General features: G+C 73.9%; 21 protein-coding genes and 1 other RNA gene. 10 read left to right on the plus strand and 12 right to left on the minus strand.

All coding sequences use genetic code 11. The annotated features are described in order from the left end of the window. Position 1: 1 nt before the first annotated feature. Genes efeB through ACN9MM_RS11870 form a run of 3 tightly spaced genes read left to right on the plus strand, consistent with a single transcriptional unit; the run spans position 2 to position 3,167 of the window. On the plus strand, positions 2-1,273 hold the full coding sequence (gene efeB / locus ACN9MM_RS11860; RefSeq protein ID WP_426363584.1) for an iron uptake transporter deferrochelatase/peroxidase subunit: 1,272 nt from the start codon (positions 2-4) through the stop codon (positions 1,271-1,273). 18 nt (positions 1,274-1,291) lie between these two features. Beyond that, complete coding sequence (gene efeU / locus ACN9MM_RS11865; RefSeq protein WP_426363585.1) at positions 1,292-2,173, plus strand: iron uptake transporter permease EfeU; 882 nt, start codon at positions 1,292-1,294, stop codon at positions 2,171-2,173. Further along, entirely contained in the window at positions 2,130-3,167 is a 1,038-nt protein-coding gene (locus tag ACN9MM_RS11870) for a hypothetical protein (protein WP_426363586.1), read from the plus strand. The genes efeU and ACN9MM_RS11870 overlap by 44 nt, the downstream gene beginning before the upstream one ends. Before the next feature lie 27 nt (positions 3,168-3,194). Here the strand turns inward: ACN9MM_RS11870 and ACN9MM_RS11875 are convergent, their stop codons facing one another. Both ACN9MM_RS11875 and ACN9MM_RS11880 read right to left on the minus strand, forming a co-directional pair. Further along, entirely contained in the window at positions 3,195-3,974 is a 780-nt protein-coding gene (locus tag ACN9MM_RS11875; RefSeq protein ID WP_382869233.1) for a bifunctional DNA primase/polymerase, read from the minus strand. A gap of 101 nt (positions 3,975-4,075) precedes the next feature. Then, complete coding sequence (locus tag ACN9MM_RS11880; RefSeq protein ID WP_383794478.1) at positions 4,076-4,708, minus strand: TetR/AcrR family transcriptional regulator; 633 nt, start codon at positions 4,706-4,708, stop codon at positions 4,076-4,078. Between the two features lie 99 nt (positions 4,709-4,807). Here ACN9MM_RS11880 and ddaH point away from each other — a divergent pair, with 99 nt between their 5' ends. Further along, positions 4,808-5,683 (plus strand): dimethylargininase, encoded by an 876-nt coding sequence (gene ddaH, locus ACN9MM_RS11885; RefSeq protein ID WP_426363587.1) that lies wholly within the window; start codon positions 4,808-4,810, stop codon positions 5,681-5,683. A 12-nt stretch (positions 5,684-5,695) separates the two neighbouring features. Here the strand turns inward: ddaH and ACN9MM_RS11890 are convergent, their stop codons facing one another. Together ACN9MM_RS11890 and ACN9MM_RS11895 are read right to left on the minus strand one after the other, a co-directional pair. Further along, positions 5,696-6,682 carry a small ribosomal subunit Rsm22 family protein gene (locus ACN9MM_RS11890; RefSeq protein WP_426363588.1) on the minus strand — a complete coding sequence of 329 codons (987 nt, stop codon included), beginning with the start codon at positions 6,680-6,682 and terminating at the stop codon, positions 5,696-5,698. A gap of 9 nt (positions 6,683-6,691) precedes the next feature. Next, on the minus strand, positions 6,692-7,975 hold the full coding sequence (locus ACN9MM_RS11895) for a Bcr/CflA family multidrug efflux MFS transporter (RefSeq protein ID WP_426368722.1): 1,284 nt from the start codon (positions 7,973-7,975) through the stop codon (positions 6,692-6,694). A gap of 50 nt (positions 7,976-8,025) precedes the next feature. On the opposite strand from ACN9MM_RS11895, the gene ACN9MM_RS11900 reads away from it, so the two are divergent. Further along, positions 8,026-9,051: a Gfo/Idh/MocA family protein gene (locus ACN9MM_RS11900; protein WP_426363589.1), complete on the plus strand. Its 1,026-nt coding sequence runs from the start codon at positions 8,026-8,028 to the stop codon at positions 9,049-9,051. On the opposite strand, the gene ACN9MM_RS11905 is transcribed toward ACN9MM_RS11900, so the two are convergent. Next, a complete protein-coding gene (locus ACN9MM_RS11905) occupies positions 9,038-10,669 on the minus strand; it encodes an alkaline phosphatase D family protein (RefSeq protein ID WP_426363590.1) in 1,632 nt (543 codons plus the stop codon). The genes ACN9MM_RS11900 and ACN9MM_RS11905 overlap by 14 nt on opposite strands. Positions 10,670-10,771: 102 nt before the next feature. Between ACN9MM_RS11905 and ACN9MM_RS11910 the strand changes: the two genes are divergently transcribed. Further along, a complete protein-coding gene (locus tag ACN9MM_RS11910) occupies positions 10,772-11,548 on the plus strand; it encodes an SDR family oxidoreductase (RefSeq protein WP_426363591.1) in 777 nt (258 codons plus the stop codon). Between the two features lie 69 nt (positions 11,549-11,617). Here the strand turns inward: ACN9MM_RS11910 and ACN9MM_RS11915 are convergent, their stop codons facing one another. The 4 genes from ACN9MM_RS11915 to ACN9MM_RS11930 all read right to left on the minus strand — a co-directional run bounded on the left by ACN9MM_RS11915 (position 11,618) and on the right by ACN9MM_RS11930 (position 15,177). Then, positions 11,618-11,941, minus strand: a complete 324-nt coding sequence (locus ACN9MM_RS11915) for a nuclear transport factor 2 family protein (protein WP_426363592.1) — start codon at positions 11,939-11,941, stop codon at positions 11,618-11,620. A 79-nt stretch (positions 11,942-12,020) separates the two neighbouring features. Further along, positions 12,021-13,103 carry an excalibur calcium-binding domain-containing protein gene (locus tag ACN9MM_RS11920; RefSeq protein WP_426363593.1) on the minus strand — a complete coding sequence of 361 codons (1,083 nt, stop codon included), beginning with the start codon at positions 13,101-13,103 and terminating at the stop codon, positions 12,021-12,023. A 92-nt stretch (positions 13,104-13,195) separates the two neighbouring features. Continuing rightward, on the minus strand, positions 13,196-13,858 hold the full coding sequence (locus tag ACN9MM_RS11925) for a response regulator (protein ID WP_426363594.1): 663 nt from the start codon (positions 13,856-13,858) through the stop codon (positions 13,196-13,198). Next, complete coding sequence (locus tag ACN9MM_RS11930) at positions 13,855-15,177, minus strand: sensor histidine kinase (protein WP_426363595.1); 1,323 nt, start codon at positions 15,175-15,177, stop codon at positions 13,855-13,857. Before ACN9MM_RS11930 ends, ACN9MM_RS11925 begins: the two co-directional genes overlap by 4 nt. A 168-nt stretch (positions 15,178-15,345) precedes the next feature. On the opposite strand from ACN9MM_RS11930, the gene ACN9MM_RS11935 reads away from it, so the two are divergent. Continuing rightward, the gene (locus ACN9MM_RS11935; RefSeq protein ID WP_426363596.1) at positions 15,346-16,515 is read left to right on the plus strand and encodes a serine hydrolase domain-containing protein; all 1,170 of its coding nucleotides are present in this window, start codon (positions 15,346-15,348) and stop codon (positions 16,513-16,515) included. A gap of 58 nt (positions 16,516-16,573) precedes the next feature. Here ACN9MM_RS11935 and ACN9MM_RS11940 read toward each other — a convergent pair whose 3' ends face one another. Further along, a complete protein-coding gene (locus ACN9MM_RS11940; RefSeq protein WP_382869257.1) occupies positions 16,574-17,035 on the minus strand; it encodes a VOC family protein in 462 nt (153 codons plus the stop codon). 137 nt (positions 17,036-17,172) lie between these two features. On the opposite strand from ACN9MM_RS11940, the gene ACN9MM_RS11945 reads away from it, so the two are divergent. Beyond that, entirely contained in the window at positions 17,173-17,670 is a 498-nt protein-coding gene (locus tag ACN9MM_RS11945) for a DUF1203 domain-containing protein (RefSeq protein WP_426363597.1), read from the plus strand. Between the two features lie 67 nt (positions 17,671-17,737). On the opposite strand, the gene rnpB is transcribed toward ACN9MM_RS11945, so the two are convergent. Then, positions 17,738-18,136: RNase P RNA component class A (rnpB, locus tag ACN9MM_RS11950), an RNA gene on the minus strand. Between the two features lie 78 nt (positions 18,137-18,214). Here rnpB and ACN9MM_RS11955 point away from each other — a divergent pair. Continuing rightward, on the plus strand, positions 18,215-18,988 hold the full coding sequence (locus ACN9MM_RS11955) for a MerR family transcriptional regulator (protein ID WP_426363598.1): 774 nt from the start codon (positions 18,215-18,217) through the stop codon (positions 18,986-18,988). Further along, positions 18,985-19,839, plus strand: a complete 855-nt coding sequence (locus ACN9MM_RS11960; RefSeq protein WP_426363599.1) for a hypothetical protein — start codon at positions 18,985-18,987, stop codon at positions 19,837-19,839. Before ACN9MM_RS11955 ends, ACN9MM_RS11960 begins: the two co-directional genes overlap by 4 nt. Here the strand turns inward: ACN9MM_RS11960 and ACN9MM_RS11965 are convergent. Further along, a complete protein-coding gene (locus tag ACN9MM_RS11965; RefSeq protein WP_426363600.1) occupies positions 19,784-21,226 on the minus strand; it encodes an RNB domain-containing ribonuclease in 1,443 nt (480 codons plus the stop codon). The two genes, ACN9MM_RS11960 and ACN9MM_RS11965, sit on opposite strands and share 56 nt — an antisense overlap. Positions 21,227-21,275: the final 49 nt, after the last annotated feature.

Below are 21,275 nucleotides of genomic sequence, written 5' to 3' on the forward strand. Positions count from 1 at the left end.
CATGTCCGAGGACACCCAGGAGCAGACCGCGGCCGCCGGGCCGGCCGCGCCCTCGCGCCGTACGGTCATCGGCTGGGGCGGTGCCGGGCTCGCGCTCGGTGCCGCCGCGGCCGGCGGTGCCGTCGCGCTGACCCGTGACGGCGACACCGCCGTCCCGGTCGCCGACAGCGGCGGCGCCGTGCCCTTCCACGGCCCGCACCAGGCCGGCATCGCCACCGCCGTGCAGGACCGTCTGCACTTCGCGTCCTTCGACGTGAAGACGAAGGACCGCGACGAGCTGATCCAGCTCCTCAAGGACTGGACGCGGGCCGCCGAGCGGATGACGGCCGGCGCCGAGGTCGGCGACGGGGCGTACGGCGGTCTGCCGGAGGCCCCGCCGGACGACACGGGCGAGGCCCTCGGCCTCAAGCCCTCCCGTCTCACCCTCACGATCGGCTTCGGCCCCTCGCTCTTCGACGGGCGCTTCGGGCTGAAGGACAGGCGGCCCGGGGCCCTGGTGGACCTGCCCAGGTTCCCGGGCGACAACCTGGACCCGGCGCGCAGCGGCGGCGACCTGTGCGTGCAGGCCTGCGCGGACGACCCGCAGGTCGCCGTGCACGCCATCCGCAACCTCGCGCGGATCGGGTTCGGCAAGGTCGCGGTGCGCTGGTCGCAGCTCGGCTTCGGCAAGACGTCCTCGACGACCCCGGACGCCCAGACCCCGCGCAACCTCTTCGGTTTCAAGGACGGCACCCGCAACATCGCGGGCACCGAGACCGACCGGCTCGCCCAGCACGTGTGGGTCTCCGGCAAGGACGCCGAGGGCGGCGCGGCCTGGATGGACGGCGGCTCGTACCTCGTCTCCCGCCGCATCCGCATGAACGTCGAGACCTGGGACCGCACCCCGCTCGCCGAGCAGGAGGACATCTTCGGCCGCGACAAGCGCGAGGGTGCCCCGGTCGGCAAGGCCAAGGAGCACGACGAGCCGTTCCTGAAGGCGATGAAGCCGGACTCCCACGTCCGGCTCGCCCACCCCGACAGCAACCACGGGGCGACGCTGCTGCGCCGCGGCTACTCCTTCACGGACGGCACGGACGGCCTCGGCCGTCTGGAGGCGGGCCTGTTCTTCCTGGCCTACCAGAAGGACGTCCGTACCGGCTTCATCCCGGTGCAGACCTCGCTGGCGTCCGACGCCCTCAACGAATACATCCAGCACGTGGGTTCGGCGCTGTTCGCGATCCCGCCGGGCGTCCGGGACAAGGACGACTGGTGGGGCCGGGCGCTGTTCTCGTGATCGAGGAGGGGAACCGACGTGTTCGGTAACTATCTGATCGGCCTGCGCGAGGGCCTCGAAGCCAGTCTCGTCGTCTGCATCCTGATCGCCTACCTGGTGAAGACCGGGCGCCGTGACGCGCTGAGGCCGATCTGGATCGGCATCGGCGTGGCCGTCGGCGTGGCGCTGGCCTTCGGTGCCGGCCTGGAGTTCGGCTCCCAGGAGCTGACCTTCGAGGCGCAGGAGCTGCTCGGCGGTTCGCTGTCGATCGTCGCGGTGGTCCTGGTGACCTGGATGGTCTTCTGGATGCGGCGCACGGCCCGGCACCTCAAGTCCGAGCTGCACGGCAGGCTGGACGCGGCCCTGCAGATGGGCACGGGCGCGCTGGTCGCCACCGCGTTCCTGGCGGTGGGTCGTGAGGGCCTGGAGACGGCGCTGTTCGTGTGGGCGTCGGTGCGGGCCTCCTCCGACGGCACGTACGCGCCGCTGATCGGGGTCCTCCTCGGTCTGGTCACGGCGGTCCTCCTCGGCTGGCTGTTCTACCGGGGCGCGCTGAAGATCAACCTGGCGAAGTTCTTCACCTGGACCGGCGGCATGCTGGTCGTGGTGGCGGCGGGCGTGCTCGCGTACGGTGTCCACGACCTCCAGGAGGCCGACTTCCTCGGCGGCCTCGCGGACAAGGCCTTCGACATCTCGGCGACGATCCCGCCGGACAGCTGGTACGGCACGCTCCTCAAGGGCGTCTTCAACTTCCAGCCGGATCCGACGGTCCTTCAGGTCACGGTGTGGGCGCTGTATCTGATCCCGACGCTCGCGGTGTTCCTGGCCCCGATAGGGTCGGGTCCGTCCGTGCGGGTGAAGAAGCAGAAGGCGACCGATGAGCAGGCTGAGGCTGAGGCGAGCGCCGAGACGACCGCTTGAGCGGCTGTCGTCCCCGGGGGTCCGCCGACCGGCGAGGTTCCTCGCGGCGACGGCGGCGGCGACCGTCCTGTCGCTGACGGCGAGCGGCTGCGTGACCGTGCACGGCGAACTGGCCCTGCTGCCGCCGGCGACGAAGGCCGAGGCCACGCAGGCGCTCGCCGACTTCACGGCGGCCTACAACCGGGCCGACAAGGCCTACGACCCGGCTCTCGACGCGAGCCGGGTCACCGGCCCGCTCGGGGCGATCAACCAGGCGGGCCTGCGCGCGCGGTCGATCACCACGCCCGGCGGCAACCCGGACCACAAGCCCCTCGCCCTCACGGACGCCCGGTTCGTGCTGCCCCGGAAGGCGGGCTGGCCGCGCTGGTTCGTCGCGGACACGGCGTCCAACCGGAGCTCCGGCGACCAGCGCTGGCTCCTGGCCTTCGTGCGCAACGGGCCCGACCAGCCGTGGGAGGCCGCCTACCTCTCGATCCTCCCCCGGGGTGACGTCCCCGAGTTCGCGGAGGAGGAGGGGTACGCGGTGCAGGTCGCCGCGGACAGCGACGCGCTCGCGGTCGCGCCCGGGGACCTCGGCGAGAAGTACGTCGCGTATCTGAAGGACGGGCAGGCGGGGCCGTTCGCGCCGGGCCTGCACACCACGGAGTGGCGGGCGCAGCGGCAGAAGGCCGCCAAGCGGCCGGGCATCGCCACCCAGTACATCGACCGCGTCACCGACCAGGGGGACTTCGCGCCGCTCGGGCTGCGGACCCGGGACGGCGGCGCGCTCGTCTTCTTCGCGACCCGGTACTTCGAGCGGCAGACGACGGCGAAGGGCTACCGGCCGAAGGTCGGCGCCGACACCAAGGCGCTGCTGACGGGCGAGATCAAGAACACGGTCACCCGGGAGTGGGTGTCCAGCCAGGCGGTCCTGGTGAAGCCGGCGGGCACGGACCGGAACGGGGTCACGGTCGCGGGCCGGCTCCAGGGCGTGGTGGGCGCGGAGGGCTCGTAGCCCTTCCCGCGCCGCCCCGGCGGCAGCTCAGCGGGTCAGCGGCCAGGCGATCTCGTGGGCCGGGTGCCCGCCGTCCCCGTCCGCCCCGCGCTCGGCCGCGTGGCGGGCGCAGGCGTCCTGGAGGGTCTCCAGGAGGTTCAGCGGGTCGGGCAGCGGGTGCTCGGGGCCGCGGACCCAGGCGACGACCGGATGGGCGTCCTCGTCGCCGGGGAGCCGGGCCGGCGGTACGAGGACGTAGCTGCCGCGGCAGTGCCAGCGCAGCCCCGGGTGCTCGTCCATCGTCTCGGGGTGGCAGTCCAGCTCACACGGCCACCACTCGTCCTCGTCCTCGGGGGTGCCGCGGGTCGCGGTGAAGAAGAGCATCCGCCCGCCGACCGTGTCGACGTCGGCGGACTCGGCGACGGGCCCGACCTCGACGCCCTCGGCGAGGAGGCGCTCCAGGGCGGCGCGGCCGGCGGCCAGCGGGACGTCGAGGACGTCGTGGACCATGCCGGTGGCGGTGATGAAGTTCGCCGCGGGCTCGTTGCGGGCCCAGCGCTCGATCTGGGCGCGGTCGGTGGTCGACTGCGTCTGCCAGGCGAAGGAGACGGGGTGCCGGGCGGGGGTGGGACAGCCGATCCGCTCACAGGAACAGCTGTAGCCGACGGGGTACGCGGCGGGGGCCAGGGGGAGCCCGGCGGCGGCGACGGCCAGGAGCAGCTTCTCGCGGTCGTCACCGTCGTCGGCCGCGGTGCGTTTGGGGCGCCTGCGCAGCCACTGTGCGAGTTTGCTCTCCGTGCCGCGGTAGCGGCCGATGCCGTCGCCCATCTATCCCCTCACACCTCATGCTCGCCCGTTCGGCTCTGCCCATGGTCCCACCATCCTGCGCCCCGGGTGACCGGAGTGCGGAACCGGGGTGCCCGGAGTGGTCAGGAGCGGGGGGCGAGGCCGCGCAGGGCGAGGTCGACGAGGGTGTCGGCGTAGGCGTGGGTGAGGGGCAGGGTGCGGTGGATCCAGCGGTGGTGGAGGGGTCCGACGAGGAGTTCGACGGCGACGCGGGGGTCCGCGTCCGGGTCGATGTCGCCCTTGGCCTGTGCGGCCTCGATGCGGCGGACGTAGTACTGGAGCTGGGGTTCGAGCAGGGCCTCGGTGAAGCGGGCGCCGAGCTCGGGGTCGACGATGCCTTCGGCGGCGAGGGCGCGGGTGGGGCCGTCGAAGGCGGGGTCGGTCATCTCGTCGACGGTGGCGCGCAGGACGTACCTGAGGTCGGCGGCGAGGTCACCGGTGTCGGGGATCTCACTGTCGGCGGCACCGCCGAGGGCCTCGTTGGCGCGGGCGGCGAGGTCGAGGAAGGCGTCGAGGAGGACGGCTGCCTTGGAGGGCCACCAGCGGTAGATGGTCTGCTTGCCGACGCCGGCGCGGGCGGCGATGCCCTCGATGGTGGTCTTCGCGTAGCCGGTCTCGGAGACGAGGGCGAGGGCGGCGTCGAAGATGGCGCGGCGGGAGCGCTCGCTGCGGCGGGAGGCGTCGGGGGCGGCCTTGGCGGGCCTGGTGTCGGACATGCCCTCAATCTAACAGTGGACGAGACGAGACGTCTCGCCGTTCGAAGGGGCCCGAACCACCCGAACGGTCCACAGCGCGAAGGCCGCCGAGAGCGGACCATGGGGTCCACCGATCAGCGACCGTTTCTCCGTGAGGAGGCTTCATTGCGCTCCACTCCGCGCACGTCCTCGCCCCGCCGTTATCTGATGTGCCCACCCACGCACTTCACGGTGACGTACTCCATCAACCCCTGGATGGACCCCGCGAAACCGGTCGACCTGCCGCTCGCCCTCGCCCAGTGGGAGGACCTGCGCGACCGCTACCGCTCGCTCGGCCACACCGTGGAGCTCCTGACCCCCGACCCGGCACTGCCGGACATGGTCTTCGCGGCGAACGGCGCGACCGTGGTCGACGGCCGGGTCCTCGGCGCGAGATTCGCCCACCGGGAGCGCGCGGCCGAGGCCGACGCCCATCTGGCCTGGTTCCGCAGGAACGGTTGGGCGGACGACGACGTGCGGATCCCCGAGCACGTCAACGAGGGCGAGGGCGACTTCGCCGTCACCGCCTCCTGGATCCTCGCCGGCCGCGGCTTCCGCTCCAGCCCGCTCTCGCACGACGAGGCGCAGGAGTTCTTCGGCCGCCCGGTGATCGGCCTGGAGCTGGTGGACCCGCGCTACTACCACCTCGACACGGCCCTGTGCGTCCTGGACGACGCCCGGGACGAGGTCATGTACTTCCCGGACGCCTTCTCCCCCGGCAGCCGCGCGGTGCTCGCCCGGCTCTTCCCGGACGCCCTGATCGCGACCGGGGAGGACGCGGCGGCCCTCGGCCTGAACGCCGTCAGCGACGGCCGCAACGTCCTGCTCCCGCAGGCCGCGGTGGGCCTCTTCGGCCCGCTCCGCGACCGCGGCTTCGAGCCGGTCGGCATGGACCTGGGCGAACTCCTCAAGGGCGGCGGCAGCGTGAAGTGCTGCACCCAGGAGCTGCGGCCGTAGCCCCCTGAGGTCCTAGAGGTCCTCCTCGGGCGGCCAGGAGTCGCCCCACTCCGCGTCACGGGCCTGCTTGTACAGGGGCCCGTGCCGCTTGGTGACCGTGTCCCGGCCGAGGCCCTCGGGCCCGCAGAGCTCCAGTTGGACCAGGCCCTTGCGGATCTGCGGCCTGCGGGTGATGCGGGCGGGCGCCGGGGTCACCGGGAACCGGACGGCGGCGACGTACGCGAACTTCTCGTCCTCGTACGGCAGCGAACCGCCCTTCACCTGCCGGTGCAGCGAGGAGCGGCTCACCCGGGCCGAGAAGTGGCACCAGTCCGTCCCGGGCACGATCGGGCAGGCCCCGCTGTGCGGGCAGGGCGCGGCGACGGTGAAACCGGCCTCCACGAGACGGGTGCGGGCCGCGATGATCCGCTCGTAGCCGTCGGGGGTGCCGGGCTCGACGATCACGACGGCCTGCGCGGCGCGGGCCGCCTCGGTGACGAGCGCCGTCCGGTCGGCCTCGGTCAGCTCCTTGAGGACGTACGAGACGGTGACCAGGTCGGCCTCGGCAAGGCTCAGTGCGGAGCCGATCCGCTCGCGCCGCCACTCGGCGTCGAGGACCCCGGCCGCCAGCTCGCGGCCGAGCGTGAGCGCGGGCTCCGCCCAGTCGAGGACGGTGGTGCGGGGCGGCTCCTGCGCCCAGGCCTCGGCGACGGCCCAGCTCGCCGCGCCCGTGCCTCCGCCGACGTCGGTGTGGGTGCGCGGCTCCCAGTCGGGCGCGGCCGCCCTGAGGGCGTCGAGGGCGCCCCGTACCGCCTCGAAGGTCGCCGGCATCCGGTACGCGGCGTACGCGGCGACGTCGGAGCGGTCGCGCAGCACGGGGGCGTCCGTCGGGGTGGTGCCCCGGTAGTTGGCGATCAGCCGCTCGACGGCCTGCGCCGCCCGGTTGGGCGGCAGCCCGTCGAGGACGGCGGCGAGGGCCGCGCGCAGGGAGTCGGCGGAGGCGGAGGAGACGGCGTTCACCGAGACATTCTAGGCGGGCCCGGCCTGGGTCTCCGCCGTGCGCCAGGGTCGGCAGAGGCCCAGGAAGCAGGCGAGGGCGAGGACGGCGCAGCCGAGCTGGACGACCGCCATGGGGACGGCGGTGTGCTCGCCCGCGATGCCGACGAGCGGGGAGGCGACGGCGCCGATCAGGAAGGAGGAGGTGCCGAGGAGGGCGGAGGCGGATCCGGCGGCGTGCGGCGTGCGCATCAGGGCCTGGGCGTTCGTGTTGGGCATGGCCAGGCCCATCGCCGACATCAGGACGAAGAGCCCTGCGGCGATGGGGGCGAGCCCGGTCTCGCCGAAGACGCCGGTGGTCATGAGGGTGAGCGCGACGGCGGCGAGCAGGAGGGTGCCGAGGCCGAAGCCGAGCGCCTTGTCGAGGCTGACGCGGCCGACGAGGAGCTTGCCGTTGATCTGGCCGACGGCGACGAGCCCGACGGAGTTGAGGCCGAAGAGCAGGCTGAAGGTCTGCGGGGAGGCCCCGTAGAGGTCCTGGATCACGAACGGCGAGGCCGAGATGTACGCGAAGAGGGCGGCGAAGGCGAGCCCGCCGGTCAGCATGTAGCCGGTGAAGACCCGGTCGGCGAGGAGCCCCCGCATGGTGCGCAGGGCCTGGCCGACCCCGCCCTCGTGCCGGCGCTCCGGGGGCAGCGTCTCGTGGAGGAAGCGCCAGACGATCAGGGTGAGCAGGACGCCGATCACGGCGAGGACGTAGAAGACTCCGCGCCAGTCGGTGATCCGCAGGATCTGGCCGCCGATGAGCGGGGCGATGATCGGGGCGACGCCGGAGATCAGCATCAGGGTGGAGAAGAAGCGGGCCATCTCGACGCCGTCGTACAGGTCGCGGACGACGGCGCGGGCGATGACGATGCCGGCGGCCCCGGCGAGGCCCTGGAGCAGCCGGAAGCCGATGAGCAGTTCGGCGGTGGGCGCGAGGGCGCAGACGGCGGTGGCGAGGACGTACACGGCCATGCCGATGAGCAGCGGGCGCCTGCGTCCCCACTTGTCGCTCATGGGGCCGACGACGAGCTGGCCGAGGGCCATGCCGGCGAGGCAGGCGGTGAGGGTGAGCTGGACGGTCGCGGCGGGGGCCCGCAGCGCGCCGGTGACCTCCGGCAGCGCCGGGAGGTACATGTCCATGGAGAGCGGGGGGAGGGCGGTGAGCCCGCCGAGGACGAGGGTGACGAGGAGCCCCGTCCGCCGGGCGGTGGTGACGACCGGGGCGGGTTCGGTTATGTGTCCCTGTGTTGCTTTCTGGCCGCTCTCCGGCATCGACTGCTCCATTTCGTTGAAACCTTGCCTATGCTCTCAGCTCGACCGGCATGGTCGAGACCTGTGGGGTGGGGATGGACGCGGACAGGACAGTGCGCTGGGGAATCCTGGCGACGGGCGGTATAGCGGAACGGTTCGCCATGGACCTGCGGGCGCTCGACGGCGCCGAGGTCGTCGCGGTCGCGTCCCGGACGGAGGCGTCCGCGAAGGCCTTCGCGGACCGGTTCGGGATCCCGCGGGCGTACGGGGAGTGGGCCGGGCTCGTCGCCGACGAGGACGTCGACGTGGTGTACGTGGCGACTCCGCATCACGCGCACCGCGCGGCAGCCGGCCTCGCCCTGGAGGCGGGCAAGGCGGTGCTCTGCGAGAAGGCTCTCACACTGAACGCCCGCGAAGCGGAGGAACTCGTCACCCTCGCGCGCGGCCGCGGCCTCTTCCTCATGGAGGCCATGTGGATGTACTGCAACCCGCTGATCCGGCGCATCGCGGAGCTGGTCCGCGACGGGGCGGTCGGCGAGGTCCGCACGGTCCAGGCCGACTTCGGGCTCGCGGGCCCGTTCGACGCCGCCCACCGGCTGCGGGACCCGGCGGTCGGCGGCGGGGCGCTGCTGGACCTGGGGGTGTACCCGGTGTCGTTCGCGCACCTGCTGCTCGGCGAGCCGTCCGCGGTCCACGCGCACGCGCGGATCTCGCCGGAGGGCGTCGACCTGAACACGGGGATGCTGCTCGGCTGGGACTCGGGCGCCTCCGCGCTGCTGTCCTGCTCGCTGGAGGCGGACACGCCGCTGACGGCCTCGGTGACGGGCACGGCGGGCCGCATCGACGTCCCGCGCGGCTTCTTCTTCCCCGAGCGGTTCACCCTGCACCGCGCCGGCCGGGAGCCGGAGGAGTTCGTGTCGGCGGACGACCCGCACTCCCTCCGGCACGAGGCCGCCGAGGTGATGCGCTGCCTTCGGGCGGGCGCGACGGAGTCCCCGCTCGTCCCCCTGGACGGTTCGCTCGCGGTGATGCGGACGCTCGACGCGGTACGGGACCGCGTCGGCGTCCGCTATCCGCAGGAGGTCACGCGGGCTTGAGGCCCGGGTCGCCCGCCTCCGTGACGAAGGAGCCGGCGGTGGTGACGGGGGCGCCCGGCCGGGTCACGTACGGCACCGTACGGAAGTCGGCGCGGGCGCTCTCCTCGCCGAGGGCGACCGTCACGTAGCCGCGCCGCCCGTTGAAGAACCTCAGGTGCGGGTTGGCCCGCATGAGCTTGTCGTAGTTCGAGGGCCGGTCGGCGCCGTCCTTGCCGCTGGTGATCGAGGTGGCGACGATCTCGGTGCCGACGGTCCGGGAGGCCGGGTCGCGGAAGTCGGCCTTGATGTCGAGGCCGTAGCCGACGTGGACGTCACCGGTGAGCACCATCAGGTTCTCGACGCCGGCGGCCCGGGCCCCCGCGAGGATCCGCTGCCGGGAGGCCGGGTAGCCGTCCCAGGAGTCCATCGAGAGCTTGAAGTCGGCGGTGGCGCGGTCACGGCGCTCGGAGAGGACGACCTGCTGCGGCAGCACGTTCCAGCGGGCCCGGGAGCCGCGCCAGCCGTCGAGCAGCCAGCGCTCCTGGGCCGCCCCCGTCAGGGTCCGCGCCGGGTCCTCCGACTCCGGCCCCGGGACCTGCCAGCCGTCCCCGTACGCCTGGTCGGAGCGGTACTGGCGGGTGTCGAGGATGTCGAACTGGGCGAGCCGCCCGAAGCGCAGCCGCCGGTACAGCCGCATGTCCGGGCCCTCGGGCCGCTGGGGGCGGCGCAGCGGCTGGTGCTCCCAGTAGGCCCGGTAGGCGGCGGCGCGGCGGAGCAGGAACTCCTCCGGCGGGACGTCGTTCTCGGGGGTGTCGCCCGCGTAGTTGTTCTCGGTCTCGTGGTCGTCCCAGGTGACGACGAAGGGGTGGGCGGCGTGCGCGGCGCGCAGGTCGGGGTCGGACTTGTAGAGCGCGTAGCGGAGCCGGTAGTCCTCCAGGGTGAGGGTCTCGCGGTCGAACAGGTCGGGCAGGCGGCGGTCGGTGTAGGCGCGGGCGCCGCCGGTGGCGTTCACGGCGTACTCGTACAGGTAGTCGCCGAGGTGGAAGACGATGTCGACGTCCTCCTCCGCGAGGTGGCCGTAGGCCGTGAAGTAGCCGTCGTGGTAGGCCTGGCAGGAGACGGCGGCGAGCTTCAGCTCGCTGTTCCGCGCACCGGGGGCGGGGGCCGTACGGGTCCGCCCCACCGGGCTGGTCCAGTCGCCGACGCGGAAGCGGTAGAAGAAGACACGGCCGGGGTCGAGGTGGTCGACCTCGACGTGCACGGTGTGCCGGAACTCGGGGTGGGCGGTGGCCCGCCCGCGCCGGACGATCCGGGTGAACCGCTCGTCGTGGGCGAGCTCCCAGCGCACGGAGACCCGCTCGGCGGGCAGTCCGCCCCCGGGCTCGAAGGGCCGGGGCGCGAGCCGGGTCCAGAGGAGCACGGAGCCGGGCAGCGGGTCGCCCGAGGCGATGCCCAGGGTGAACGGGTCCTCCGTGACACGCCGGGCGTCGAGCTCGGCGGCGGCCGCGGCGCCGGCCGCGGGCAGCTGGGTGGCGAAGGCGAGCGCGGCGGCGGCGCCGGTGACGGTCAGGAACCGCCGGCGTCCCAAGTGGCGTGCCGCGGCGCGGAGTTCCTCGGAGTGTTCGAGCGTGTGACGCATGTGCCCCTCCCCAGACGGATGCTGTTCTGCCGTCATTCGAGGGGGAGGGAACGACCTCTCATTGTCGAGTACAGAACATCCACGTGTCGGACGGATGAGTTCATGGGGCATGCGTCTCGCGTACGCTGCGCGCCCATGAGCATCGCAGTGGTGACGGGAGCCGGTTCGGGCATCGGCCGGAGCGTGGCACTGGCCCTCGCGGCGGCCGGCTGGTCGGTGGCCCTCGCGGGCCGCAGGGCCGAGGCCCTGGAAGAGACGGCGGCGGCCCTCCCTTCCGGCGACTTCCTGTGCGTCCCGACGGACGTCACCTCCGAGGAGGCGGTGGCCGCCCTCTTCACCTCGGTACGGGACCACTACGGCCGCGTCGACCTGCTCTTCAACAACGCCGGTACGTTCGCGGGCGGCGGCACGCCGGTCGAGGACCTCGCCCCCGAGACCTGGCGCGCGGTCGTGGACGTGAACCTGACGGGCGCGTTCCTCTGCGCCCAGGCCGCCTTCCGCACGATGAAGGACCAGTCGCCGCAGGGCGGCCGGATCATCAACAACGGCTCGATCTCGGCACACGTGCCGCGCCCGCACTCGATCGCGTACACGGCGACGAAGCACGCGATGACGGGCCTGACGAAGTCCCTGTCGCTCGACGGACGCCCCTACCGCATCGCCTGCGGCCAGCTCGACATCGGCAACGCGGCGACGGAGATGACGGCCCGCATGCAGACCGGCATCCTGCAGGCCAACGGCGAACTGGCGGCGGAGCCGGTGATGGACGCGGCGGACGTGGCGGCGACGGTGGTGCACATGGCGGCGCTGCCGCTGGAGGCGAACGTGCAGTTCGCGACCGTGATGGCGACGGCGATGCCGTACATCGGCCGGGGATGAGGCCAGGGGTGAGGCCGGGGGTGAGGCCGGTGATGAGGCCGGGGGCGGGAACCACCCCCGGCCGGACGGTCAGGCCTGCCCGGTCTCGAACCGCGACACCTTCCCGCCCTCGACGCTGAAGTCCCACTTGGTGCGCATCTCGCCCCAGGTGTCGTTGCGGTAGGCGGCGACGAGGGATCGCCCGTCGTCGGCCTCGCTCTCCACGTCCATGTGCCCGCGCGAGGCGAACACCTCCTTGTCGAGCCACTGCCGCACATCACGGTCGGACCCGTCGTCGGACATGGTCGCACCGGGCGCGAGGACCTCGAAGAGACCGGGCTCGTCGTTGGCGTTGAGGGCCGTGACGAACGCACGCACGACCGGATCACTGAGCTGCTTCACGGGAATGGTCACCCCTCACCCGTACACCCGAGGGGCCCTTCCCCCGCCGTGCCCCGGCCGTGAGGTCCCTCCGACAGCCGGTCCGGAGCGCTCAGGACCAGTCGCAGGCCTTGCCGTCGCCGTCGCGGTCGAGGCCCGAGCGGTAGCCGGGCTGGCCGGCGTAGATCGGGGCCTTGCCCGCGGCGCGGACGGCGTCGCAGTTCTTGTAGTAGGCGGCCCCGCCGCCTCCCGAACCGCCGGAGCCGGAGCCGGAGCCGGAGCCGGATCCTGAGCCTGAGCCTGAGCCTGAGCCTGAGCCGCCCGAGTTCGAGCCGGAGCCGTGGCGGTCCGGGTCCGGGTCCGGGTCGGGGTCCGGGTGCAGTCGGGCGTGGTCCTCGCCGGGGCAGGAGACGCCGGGGCGCGTCAGGGAGAGCCGTACGGACATGGACGAGGGCCGTTCGATGTCCTCGCCCGCCTCCGGGTCCTGGAAGCAGATCCGCCAGTCGTCGTGACGGGCCGCCAGGTCGACGTCCGTGTACGCACTGGCGCCCCGGATCTCGGTGAGGCCCGCCTTCCGGAGCACCGCGGAACCGGCGGCGAAGGTCTTTCCGACGACGTCCGGCACCTCGGGGAAGACCACGGCCGCACCGTCCCGCGCCGGGCACGGGCTGCTCTTCTCGACCACGGCGAACTCGATCCCGGCCCGCCGCCCCTCCTCGGTCGTGGCGGTCGCCCCGGCGGCCGGCTCCTGGAAGCACACCTTCCAGTTGCCGTCGACGAGCTGCGTCCTGTCGTCCTCGGTGGCGTCGTGCGAACGCGCCCGGAACCCGGCCTCGTACGCCGCCCTCGACGCCGTCTCCAGGTTCTGCCCGGTGTAGTCGGCGACCACCCGTCGCACCAGGGGCGTCGGCGTGGGGGTGGGCGGGGTGTACGGGGTGAAGGACGGAACCGCGCGGGGCTTCGGCCCGGCACCGGCCGCCGCCGGCGTGTCCGCCGGCGGGCCGCTGGTGCCCAGGGCCACGAACCAGACGCAGGACAGCACGCTCGCCAGCACCTTCCGCCCCGGCGACCAACGGCTGCGCCAGGCCAGGAAGACACCCAAGGGCGGCATCAGGACCAGACAGAAGACGACGGCCCCGGGGCGGCGCCACCACGGCTCCTCCCGAACGGACTCCCTGCCCGGCGACACGCCCACCCGACCCTGCCCCTCCCTGACGACGACTCGGCGCCACACAGGGTATGACCTGCACGTTCGCCGTCCGCGCCCAGGGGGGTGGGCGATCGCGTTCAGGCGGTGAACCCCGGGACGACCAGACCGCACTCGTACGCGATCACGACCGCATGGGTCCGGTTCTGCGCGCCGAGCTTGGCCAGCACGTTCCCGACATGGGTCTTCACCGTCTCCTGGCTCACCGTGAGCGACTCCGCGATCTCGGGGTTGGACAGGCCGGTCGCCATCAGCCTCAGCACCTCCTCCTCCCGCCCCGTCAGCTCCGCCCCCGGCAGTGCCCGGGCCGCCTCCAGCGGGCGGGCGGCGACCATCCGGCGCAGGGCCGCCGGAAAGAGGATCGCCTCCCCCGCCGCCACCACCCGCACCGCCTCGGCGATCTGCCGGACCGGCAGCCGCTTGAGCACGAACCCGCCGGCGCCGGCGCTGAGCGCGGCGGTGACGTAGTCGTCGTTCTCGAATGTGGTGATCACCACGACCTTCGGCGGTTCGGGCCCGGCGAGAAGCTGCCGGGTGGCCTCGATCCCGTTCCGGCGCGGCATCCGCACATCCATCAGGACCACGTCCGGACGCAGCCGCACGGCCTGCTCGACCGCCTCGACGCCGTCGGCGGCCTCCCCGACCACCGCGAGCCCCGGCTGGGCCGCGAGCAGGGTCCGCAGACCGGTGCGGGTCACCTCGTCGTCGTCCGCGATCAGCAGGGTGACGACGTCCTCGGTCATGCCGACCACCGTACGGGAAGCCGCACGGCCAGCCGCCAGTGCCGGGGCCCGTCCGGCCCGGCCTCGATCTCCCCGTGCAACAGCCGCACACGCTCGGCGAGACCCGGCAGCCCGTGCCCGGACCGCGGGGAACCACCCGGCAGCTCCCGCCCGGACCGCGGGGAACCACCCGGCAGCCCGCGCCCCGGCCCCGGCCCCGGAGAACCGTCCGGCAGCCCCTGTCCGGTCCCCGGTGAACCGCCCGGCCCCCCGGTCCGGTTGACCACCCCCAGCTCCAGGTACTCCGTCCCGACCGCCACCCGCACCTCGACGGGCCCGGCCGCTCCGTGCCGCATCGCGTTCGTCAGGCCCTCCTGGACGATCCGGTAGGCGGCCCGGGACAGCGTCCCGCGCACCCCGGCGAGGTCGCCCGACACGTCCGGCTCCACCACCGCGTCCGCGTGCCGCAACCGCTCGAACAGCTCGGGCAGATCGGCCAGCGTGCGGGCCGGGGCCGTCGGGGCCTCGCGTTCGCGCAGGACGCCGAGCACGTAGTCCAGGTCCTCCAGCGCCGCCCGCGTCGACTCCTCGATGCTGCGCAGGGCGGCCCGCGCCGCCACCGGGTCGGCGGAGAGCACCTCGCCCGCCACCGCCGCCTGGATCGTGGTGGTCGTCAGCGTGTGCCCGATCGAGTCGTGCAGCTCGTGGGCCAGCCGGTTACGTGCGGCGAGGTGCCGTTCCCGCTCGGCCGCCAGCGCGAGCCGCTCCGCCGCGGACGGCCCGAGCAGCCGGGGCGCCGACCACCGCATGGTCTTCGCCACCACCGCGCACACGACCGCCGCGAGCAGCAGGCAGACGAGGGCCAGGACCCAGCTCTGCCAGCCTCCCCGCACCCGTACGCTCCACCCGGAGAGGCTCAGCCCCAACTCGGCGTCGAGCCAGCCCCCGGGCAGGGTCAGGCCCACGAGGAGCAGCAGTCCGGCGGCCGCCGCCCCGGTCCAGCCGATCGCCACGTGCAGCAGCAGCCAGAGAGGGGTCCGCCAGCGGCGGCCGGGAGCCACGCGCAGGGCACCGGCGTCCGGCAACGGCGCTTTCAGCAGCAGCCGCGCGGACCGGATCAGCACCCGTCGCGTCGTGGGAGCCAGCCCGGCGAGCCCGATCAGTACGGCCCAGAGGAAGAGCACCACGGCGATCCGCACGCCCTCGGGGGCGGACCGCCACGCCGCCGCCGGAACGAGCGCGAGGAACAGCGCGGGGAGGCTCAGCGGGACGGCGCCGAAGGCGAACAGCGCACCCGAGTACGTGGAGCGGCGCAGCAGGGTCCGCATTCCCTTGATCATGATCGTCCAGTATGGACACACGGCCGGCCCGGGGCCTCCCCCGATCGGGGGAGCCCGGTCTCCCGCTTTCCCGCGATGTGCCCCGGAGCCCCCGGCATCGATGATCGTGCCCTGCCCGGCCGGTCACGACCGGGCATCGACACCCCACGATCTCCCAGGAGTCGACCGATGCGCGCTCAGAAACGGAACGGCCTCATCCACGGGCACGGCGGACGCCGCGGCAGGCTGGTGACCGCGGCGGCGCTCGCCCTGCTGACCGCGGGCGCCCTCACCACCGGCGCCCTCACCCCGCCCACGGCCTCCGCCGCCGCCCGCCCGGACACCGTCAGGGAGGGCCTGGAGGCGCTGGTGCGCGGCGGGCAGCCCGCCGCCCTCGCGAGCGTCACGGACCGCGCGGGCCGTCTCCGCACGTACACCGCGGGGGTGGGCGACCTGGCCACGGGCGCGAAGGTGCCCGTGGACGGCCAGGTACGCATCGGGAGCAACACCAAGACCTTCACCGCGGTGGTCGCGCTCCAACTGGTCGGCGAGGGGAGGATCAGCCTCGACGCCCCCGTCGACAGGTACCTTCCGGGCCTCGTGCGCGGGAAGGGCATCGACGGCCGCCGCATCACGGTCCGTCAGCTCCTCCAGCACACCAGCGGACTTCCCGAGTACGGGAACCACATCAGCGACGACGCCATCAGGGACCGGTACTACGACCCGCGCGACCTGGTCGACATCGCGCTGAAGTACCCGGCCGTGTTCGCCCCGGGCACGCGGTGGAGCTACAGCAACACGAACTACGTCGTGGCCGGCCTGATCATCCAGAAGGTCACCGGGCGCCCGCTCGCCGAGGAGATCGACCGCCGGGTCGTCGAGCCCCTCGCGCTCCGGCACACGTACTTCCCCGCCCCCGGCGACCGGACCGTCAGGGAACCCCACCCGAAGGGCTACCGCGTGACGGCGGCGGGCGAGCCGCTGCGCGAGTACACGGAGATCGACCCGTCGGCGGCCTGGGCGGCGGGCCAGATGATCTCCACGAACTCCGACCTCAACCGCTTCTTCACCGCGCTCCTGGGCGGGCGGCTCCTGCCCCCGGCCCAGCTCGCCCAGATGCGCACGACCGTTCCGGTGGCGGACACCGGCGCCCACTACGGCCTCGGCCTGATGAGCAGGCCGCTGTCGTGCGGTGGCGTGTACTGGGGTCACGGCGGCGACATCGTGGGGTACGAGACACGGGGCGGCGTCACGGACGACGGCCGCGCCGCGAACATCGCGGTGACGACCGTCCCCGATGCGATCGAGGACACGCGGCGAGTCGAGGCCGTCGTGGACACGGCGCTCTGCCGGAGCTGACCGGGCCGGTCCGGGCAGAGGGCCGTCGTGGACACGGCCCCCTGCCGCGGCTGAGCGGTCAGTCCAGGCAGAACTCGTTGCCCTCGGGGTCGGTCATCACGATGTGGCCGGCGCTCATCGGCGGGGCGGGCTCGAAGCGGCGCACCCGCTTCGCCCCCAGCCCGACGAGCCGGTCGCACTCGGCCTCCAGGGCGGCCATCCGCTCCTCCCCCTGGAGCCCGGGGGCGGCGCGGACGTCGAGGTGGACGCGGTTCTTGGCGACCTTGTCCTCGGGGACCTGCTGGAAGAACACGCGGGGGCCCTCCCCCTCCGGGTCCTCGATGGCCGACCGGGAGTTGCGCTGGTCCTCCGGTACGCCGATCCGGGCGAGGAACTCGTCCCAGGCGTCCAGCGGATCGGTCCCCTCGGGCACCTCCACCCCGGGCGGCCCCGGGTGGACGTACTTCAGCGCGTCACGCCAGAAGGAGGAGAGCGCCCGCGGATCGTGGGCGTCGAAGGTGACCTGGAAACGTCGGCTCATCCGGGCTGCTCCGTTCGTAGCGGTTCGCGAGGCGACGGTACCGAAGCGAGGGGCGTCGCGCCCGGCGAAGTCACACTCCCAGCTCGCCGTCCGAATTGCGCCAGCGGTCCGGCCCCGCCGCGCGCGACGCTGGCGCCATGACCACCTACTCCCCCCGCCCGATCTCCCCCGCCGCCCTCGACCGGCTGCGCGTCACCGACGACGCCGGCCGCGCCTGCGTGGCCCACACCGCCGCCGAGGGCGGCGATCCCCTGCGCTGCTGCCTGCGGGCGTCGGCGCCCGGCGAGCGGATCGCCCTCGTCTCGTACGCGCCGCTGCGCCGCTGGGCCGCGGAGACCGGTGCCGAGCCCGGCGCGTACGACGAGCAGGGCCCGGTCTTCATCCACGCCGCCGACTGCGGCGGCCCCGCGCCCTCGGAGGAGTACCCCTTCTCCCGCGCGGGAGCGCTCCGCACGCTCCGCCGCTACGACGCGGCCGGCCGGATCGTCGGCGGCCGCCTCCTGGAACTCCCCGAGGCCCCCGGGACCGGCTTCGACGAGGCCCTCACCGAGGCCTTCGCGGACCCCTCCGTCGCCCTGGTCCACGTCCGTGCGGTCGAGTACGGCTGCTTCCACTTCGAGGTCCGGCGCCCCTGAGACGGACACGGAGAAGGGCCCCCGTCCAGGCGGATGCCTGGACGGGGGCCCTTCCCACACGGGCCGACAGACGAGTCGGGCTGTACGCCGGGTTCTGTGCCCCGGGACCTCGCGGTCGTCGGGGCGACGGCCATCCATCTAGGACCGGCGTTGCCGCCGGCCTCCTGCGGTCTACCCGCGGACTCGGGCGAGCAGCCCTCGAACATCCGCGCAGGGACACCGGGGTGTCCCCTCTTGACCTTGCTCCGAGTGGGGTTTACCTAGCCGCCTGAGTCACCTCAGGCGCTGGTGGTCTCTTACACCACCGTTTCACCCTTACCGAGGACCGAGGTCCCCGGCGGTCTGTTTTCTGTGGCACTGTCCCGCGGGTCACCCCGGGTGGCCGTTAGCCACCACCCTGCTCTGTGGAGCCCGGACGTTCCTCGGGAAGATCCGAGGATCTCCACGCGGCCGTCCGCCCGGCTCGTCTGCCGTGGCGACCATGCTACCTGGCGGGGCGGACACCGCTTGACCTTGCCGCAGCGTCAGGGTTTCTACTGGGCGCATGCGTATCGGCGAGATCGCCGCGCTCGTCGGGGTCACCCCCCGGGCCGTGCGGCACTACCACCAGTCCGGGCTGCTGCCCGAGCCCGAGCGGCGGGCCAACGGATACCGGGAGTACGGGGTCCGGGACGCCGTCCTGCTCGCCCGGATCCGGCGGCTGACCGAACTGGGCCTCGGTCTCGACGAGGTGCGGGACGTGCTCGCGGACGACGAGGGGCGGGGGCTCGTGGACGTCCTGGAGGAGCTGGCGGACGACCTGGCCCGGCAGGAGGCGGTGATCCGGGAGCGCCGGGAGCGCCTGGCCCCCCTCCTCGCCGAGGCCCGCGCCGGGCGCCTGCCCGCCGAGGGACCCGTCTCGCCCGAGCTCGCGGCGCTGCTCGCGGGTGTCGGCGAGCTTCCCGGGTCGCCGATGGCGGCGAAGGACCGGGAGATCCTGACCCTGCTCGACGCCGTCGCCCCCGAGGCCGAGCGGGCCCGGCTGATGGAGCTGATGCACGACGTGGCCGGCAGCGCGCGGGAGGTGTACGGGCTCTTCGACGCCCTCGCCGACGCGGCGCCGGACGATCCCCGGGTGGACGGGGCCGCCCGTGCCCTGGCCGCCGTCCTGCCGGACGGGATCGCGGTGGAGCTGCCTCCGGCGGGCGCCGGGGGTCTCGCCGACACCTTCTTCGCGGACCTCGCCCCGGCCCAGTCGGCGGCGGTGCGGCGGGCGGTGGAGCTGGTGGCGGCACGACGGGGCGAGGACGGGACGGGACGAGGGGAAGCGGACCGATGACGGACACCACCCGCCGGCCGCGCGGTCGCGTGCTGCGGTTCCTGCGCGCGGTCGCGTACGCCGTGCTGCCCGCCGAGCTCGTGCTCGCCGTCTGCCTGGTCGCCGGGGTGCGGATACCCGTGGCCGTGCTCCTCGTCGGCGAGCTGCTCGTACTGGGGCTCCTCGTCACCGAGGCCACGGTCTTCCTCCGGCTCCTCCGGAGCGGGCTGTCCGCCCGGGCCGCCCTGGCGGAGCTGGTGCCCGAGGCCGTGCTGCGGCTGGTCGGGCACGAGCTGCGGCTCATGGCGGGGCTCGGACGGTGGGTCGCGCGCCGGCCGCACGGGGTGGCGGGCGCGGACGGCGTGTTCCCGCACGCCCGGGACCAGGCGGCCCTCATGTACGGCTTCGCGTTCGTGTGCGTGGTGGAGACGGTCGGCATGTCGTACCTGCTCGCCGACTGGCCCCTGGTCCACGCGGTCGTCCTCGTCCTGGACGTCTACACCGTGCTGTTCGTCCTCGGGCTGCACGCCGCCTCCGTGACCCGTCCGCACACGCTCGCCGGAGGCTTCCTCCGGGTCCGGCAGGCCGCGCACGTCGACGTCCGCGTCCCGCTCGACCGGATCGCGGGCGTCCGCCGCGAGTCGCTCTTCTCCCACGAGAAGCGCGACGGCGAGCTGAACCTCGCCGTCGGCTCCCAGACCTCCGTCACGATCGAGCTGACCGAGCCGGTCGACGCGCCCCGGCTGCTGGGCGCACCCCGCCCCGTACGGCTGATCCGGCTGCACGCCGACGACCCGCGGGCGCTCGTGAACGAGGTCACGCGGGCGCGAACAGCACCTTCGCCGTCCCCGGGTCCGCTTCCGACAGCCTGACCCGCAGCCACTCCCCCAGCGGCAGCTTCGCCTCCCCGCCCTCGATCCGGGCGACGACCGCCGGGTCGTCGAGGTGGACGGTGCCGACGGCCGGTTCGCGCTCCTTCACGTCGATGACGTACGCGTCGAAGATCTCGCCGACCCGTTCCCGCAGGAGCGCCGCCTCGACGATGTCGACGCTCTCGCGTTCGACGGTGCTGGCGCGGCGGGCGCCGCCGGCCATCTCGTCGGGGAGGGCGGGCAGCGCGGCCCGTACCCACTCGGGCGGCTCGTCCCCGGCGACGGCCGCCACGCACAGCTCGCCCGCGTACCGGTCGACGAGGCGGCGCAGCGGCGCGGTGCAGTGTGTGTACTCGTCGGCGACGGCGGCGTGGACGGCCGGGCTGGGGATGTGGCCGTCGGTGAAGACGGTGTATCCGGCGCCGCGCAGCAGGGTGGTGCACTCCTGGAGGAAGGCGGCGTGACGCGGGTCGGCGGGGTCGGCGGAGCGGACGACGTCCGCGTACGAGACGTGGTGCGGCCAGTCGACGCCGAGGGCGTGGGCGGAGCGGCGCAGCCGGGCGACGGCGCCGTCGGGGGCGGTGGGGAGGGTCCGGAGGATGCCGGTGCCGGCGGCGGTCATGAGGTCGGCGGCGGCCATGCCGGTGAGCAGGGAGATCTGGGCGTTCCAGGCGTCGGCGGGGAGCGGGGCACGGTAGGCGAGCGCGTAGGTGTGGTCGGTCTCGACGATCTCCTGCTCGGGGACGTTGAGGGAGATCCCGCCGCGTTCGGTCTCGAGGGCCTCGCGGAGCCGGCCGATGTCGCGGAGGAGGGCCAGCGGCTCCTCGGCGGTCCCGTCGTCGATCTCCCGCTGCACGCCCGCGTAGTCGAGTCGGGCGCGGCTGCGGACGAGGGCACGGCGGACGTCGGTGGCGACCCTGCGCCCCTCGGCGTCGAGGTCGATGCGCCAGAGCAGCGCCGGGCGGGGTTCGCCGGGGAGGAGGCTGGCGGCGCCCTCGGAGAGGACGGGCGGGTGGAGGGGGACCCTGCCGTCGGGGAAGTAGAGGGTGAGGACGCGCCGGTGGGCCTCGGCGTCGATCGCGCCGCCGGGGGTGACGAAGGCGGCGACGTCGGCGATGGCGTAGTGGACGCGGTAGCCGCCGTCGGCCCGCCGGGCCAGGTGCATGGCCTGGTCGAGGTCGGTGGAGCCGGGCGGGTCGATCGTGAAGAACGGCAGGTCCGTGGCGTCGTACGGGGGAAGGCGGGGCGCCTTCGCGGCGGCTTCGGCCTCGGCGAGGACGGCGGGCGGGAAGCCCTCGGGGATCGCGAGCTCGGTACGGAGTGCGCGCAGGGCGGCCCGCAGCGGAGCCTCGGCTGCGCCGGTCACGTGGATGTGGCGGCGGGGCATGGACCGAGCGTAGGGCGCGGGGTGGGGGGCGGCACGTCGAGTGGTCGCG

The sequence above is a fragment of the Streptomyces sp. E-08 genome (assembly GCF_049913095.1).
GTDB lineage: Bacteria > Actinomycetota > Actinomycetes > Streptomycetales > Streptomycetaceae > Streptomyces.

Coding starts and splice junctions, on each gene's coding strand:
- ACN9MM_RS11945 (WP_426363597.1), top strand. CDS start 17,173: ATGACCACCTACTCCCCCCGCCCGATCTCCCCCGCCGCCCTCGACCGG.
- ACN9MM_RS11880 (WP_383794478.1), bottom strand. CDS start 4,708: ATGTCCGACACCAGGCCCGCCAAGGCCGCCCCCGACGCCTCCCGCCGC.
- ACN9MM_RS11925 (WP_426363594.1), bottom strand. CDS start 13,858: ATGACCGAGGACGTCGTCACCCTGCTGATCGCGGACGACGACGAGGTG.
- ACN9MM_RS11940 (WP_382869257.1), bottom strand. CDS start 17,035: ATGAGCCGACGTTTCCAGGTCACCTTCGACGCCCACGATCCGCGGGCG.
- ACN9MM_RS11910 (WP_426363591.1), top strand. CDS start 10,772: ATGGGGCATGCGTCTCGCGTACGCTGCGCGCCCATGAGCATCGCAGTG.
- ddaH (WP_426363587.1), top strand. CDS start 4,808: ATGGGGTCCACCGATCAGCGACCGTTTCTCCGTGAGGAGGCTTCATTG.
- ACN9MM_RS11905 (WP_426363590.1), bottom strand. CDS start 10,669: ATGCGTCACACGCTCGAACACTCCGAGGAACTCCGCGCCGCGGCACGC.
- ACN9MM_RS11895 (WP_426368722.1), bottom strand. CDS start 7,975: ATGCCGGAGAGCGGCCAGAAAGCAACACAGGGACACATAACCGAACCC.
- ACN9MM_RS11935 (WP_426363596.1), top strand. CDS start 15,346: ATGCGCGCTCAGAAACGGAACGGCCTCATCCACGGGCACGGCGGACGC.
- ACN9MM_RS11900 (WP_426363589.1), top strand. CDS start 8,026: ATGGTCGAGACCTGTGGGGTGGGGATGGACGCGGACAGGACAGTGCGC.
- ACN9MM_RS11955 (WP_426363598.1), top strand. CDS start 18,215: ATGCGTATCGGCGAGATCGCCGCGCTCGTCGGGGTCACCCCCCGGGCC.
- efeB (WP_426363584.1), top strand. CDS start 2: ATGTCCGAGGACACCCAGGAGCAGACCGCGGCCGCCGGGCCGGCCGCG.
- ACN9MM_RS11870 (WP_426363586.1), top strand. CDS start 2,130: ATGAGCAGGCTGAGGCTGAGGCGAGCGCCGAGACGACCGCTTGAGCGG.
- ACN9MM_RS11965 (WP_426363600.1), bottom strand. CDS start 21,226: ATGCCCCGCCGCCACATCCACGTGACCGGCGCAGCCGAGGCTCCGCTG.
- ACN9MM_RS11875 (WP_382869233.1), bottom strand. CDS start 3,974: ATGGGCGACGGCATCGGCCGCTACCGCGGCACGGAGAGCAAACTCGCA.
- ACN9MM_RS11960 (WP_426363599.1), top strand. CDS start 18,985: ATGACGGACACCACCCGCCGGCCGCGCGGTCGCGTGCTGCGGTTCCTG.
- ACN9MM_RS11930 (WP_426363595.1), bottom strand. CDS start 15,177: ATGATCAAGGGAATGCGGACCCTGCTGCGCCGCTCCACGTACTCGGGT.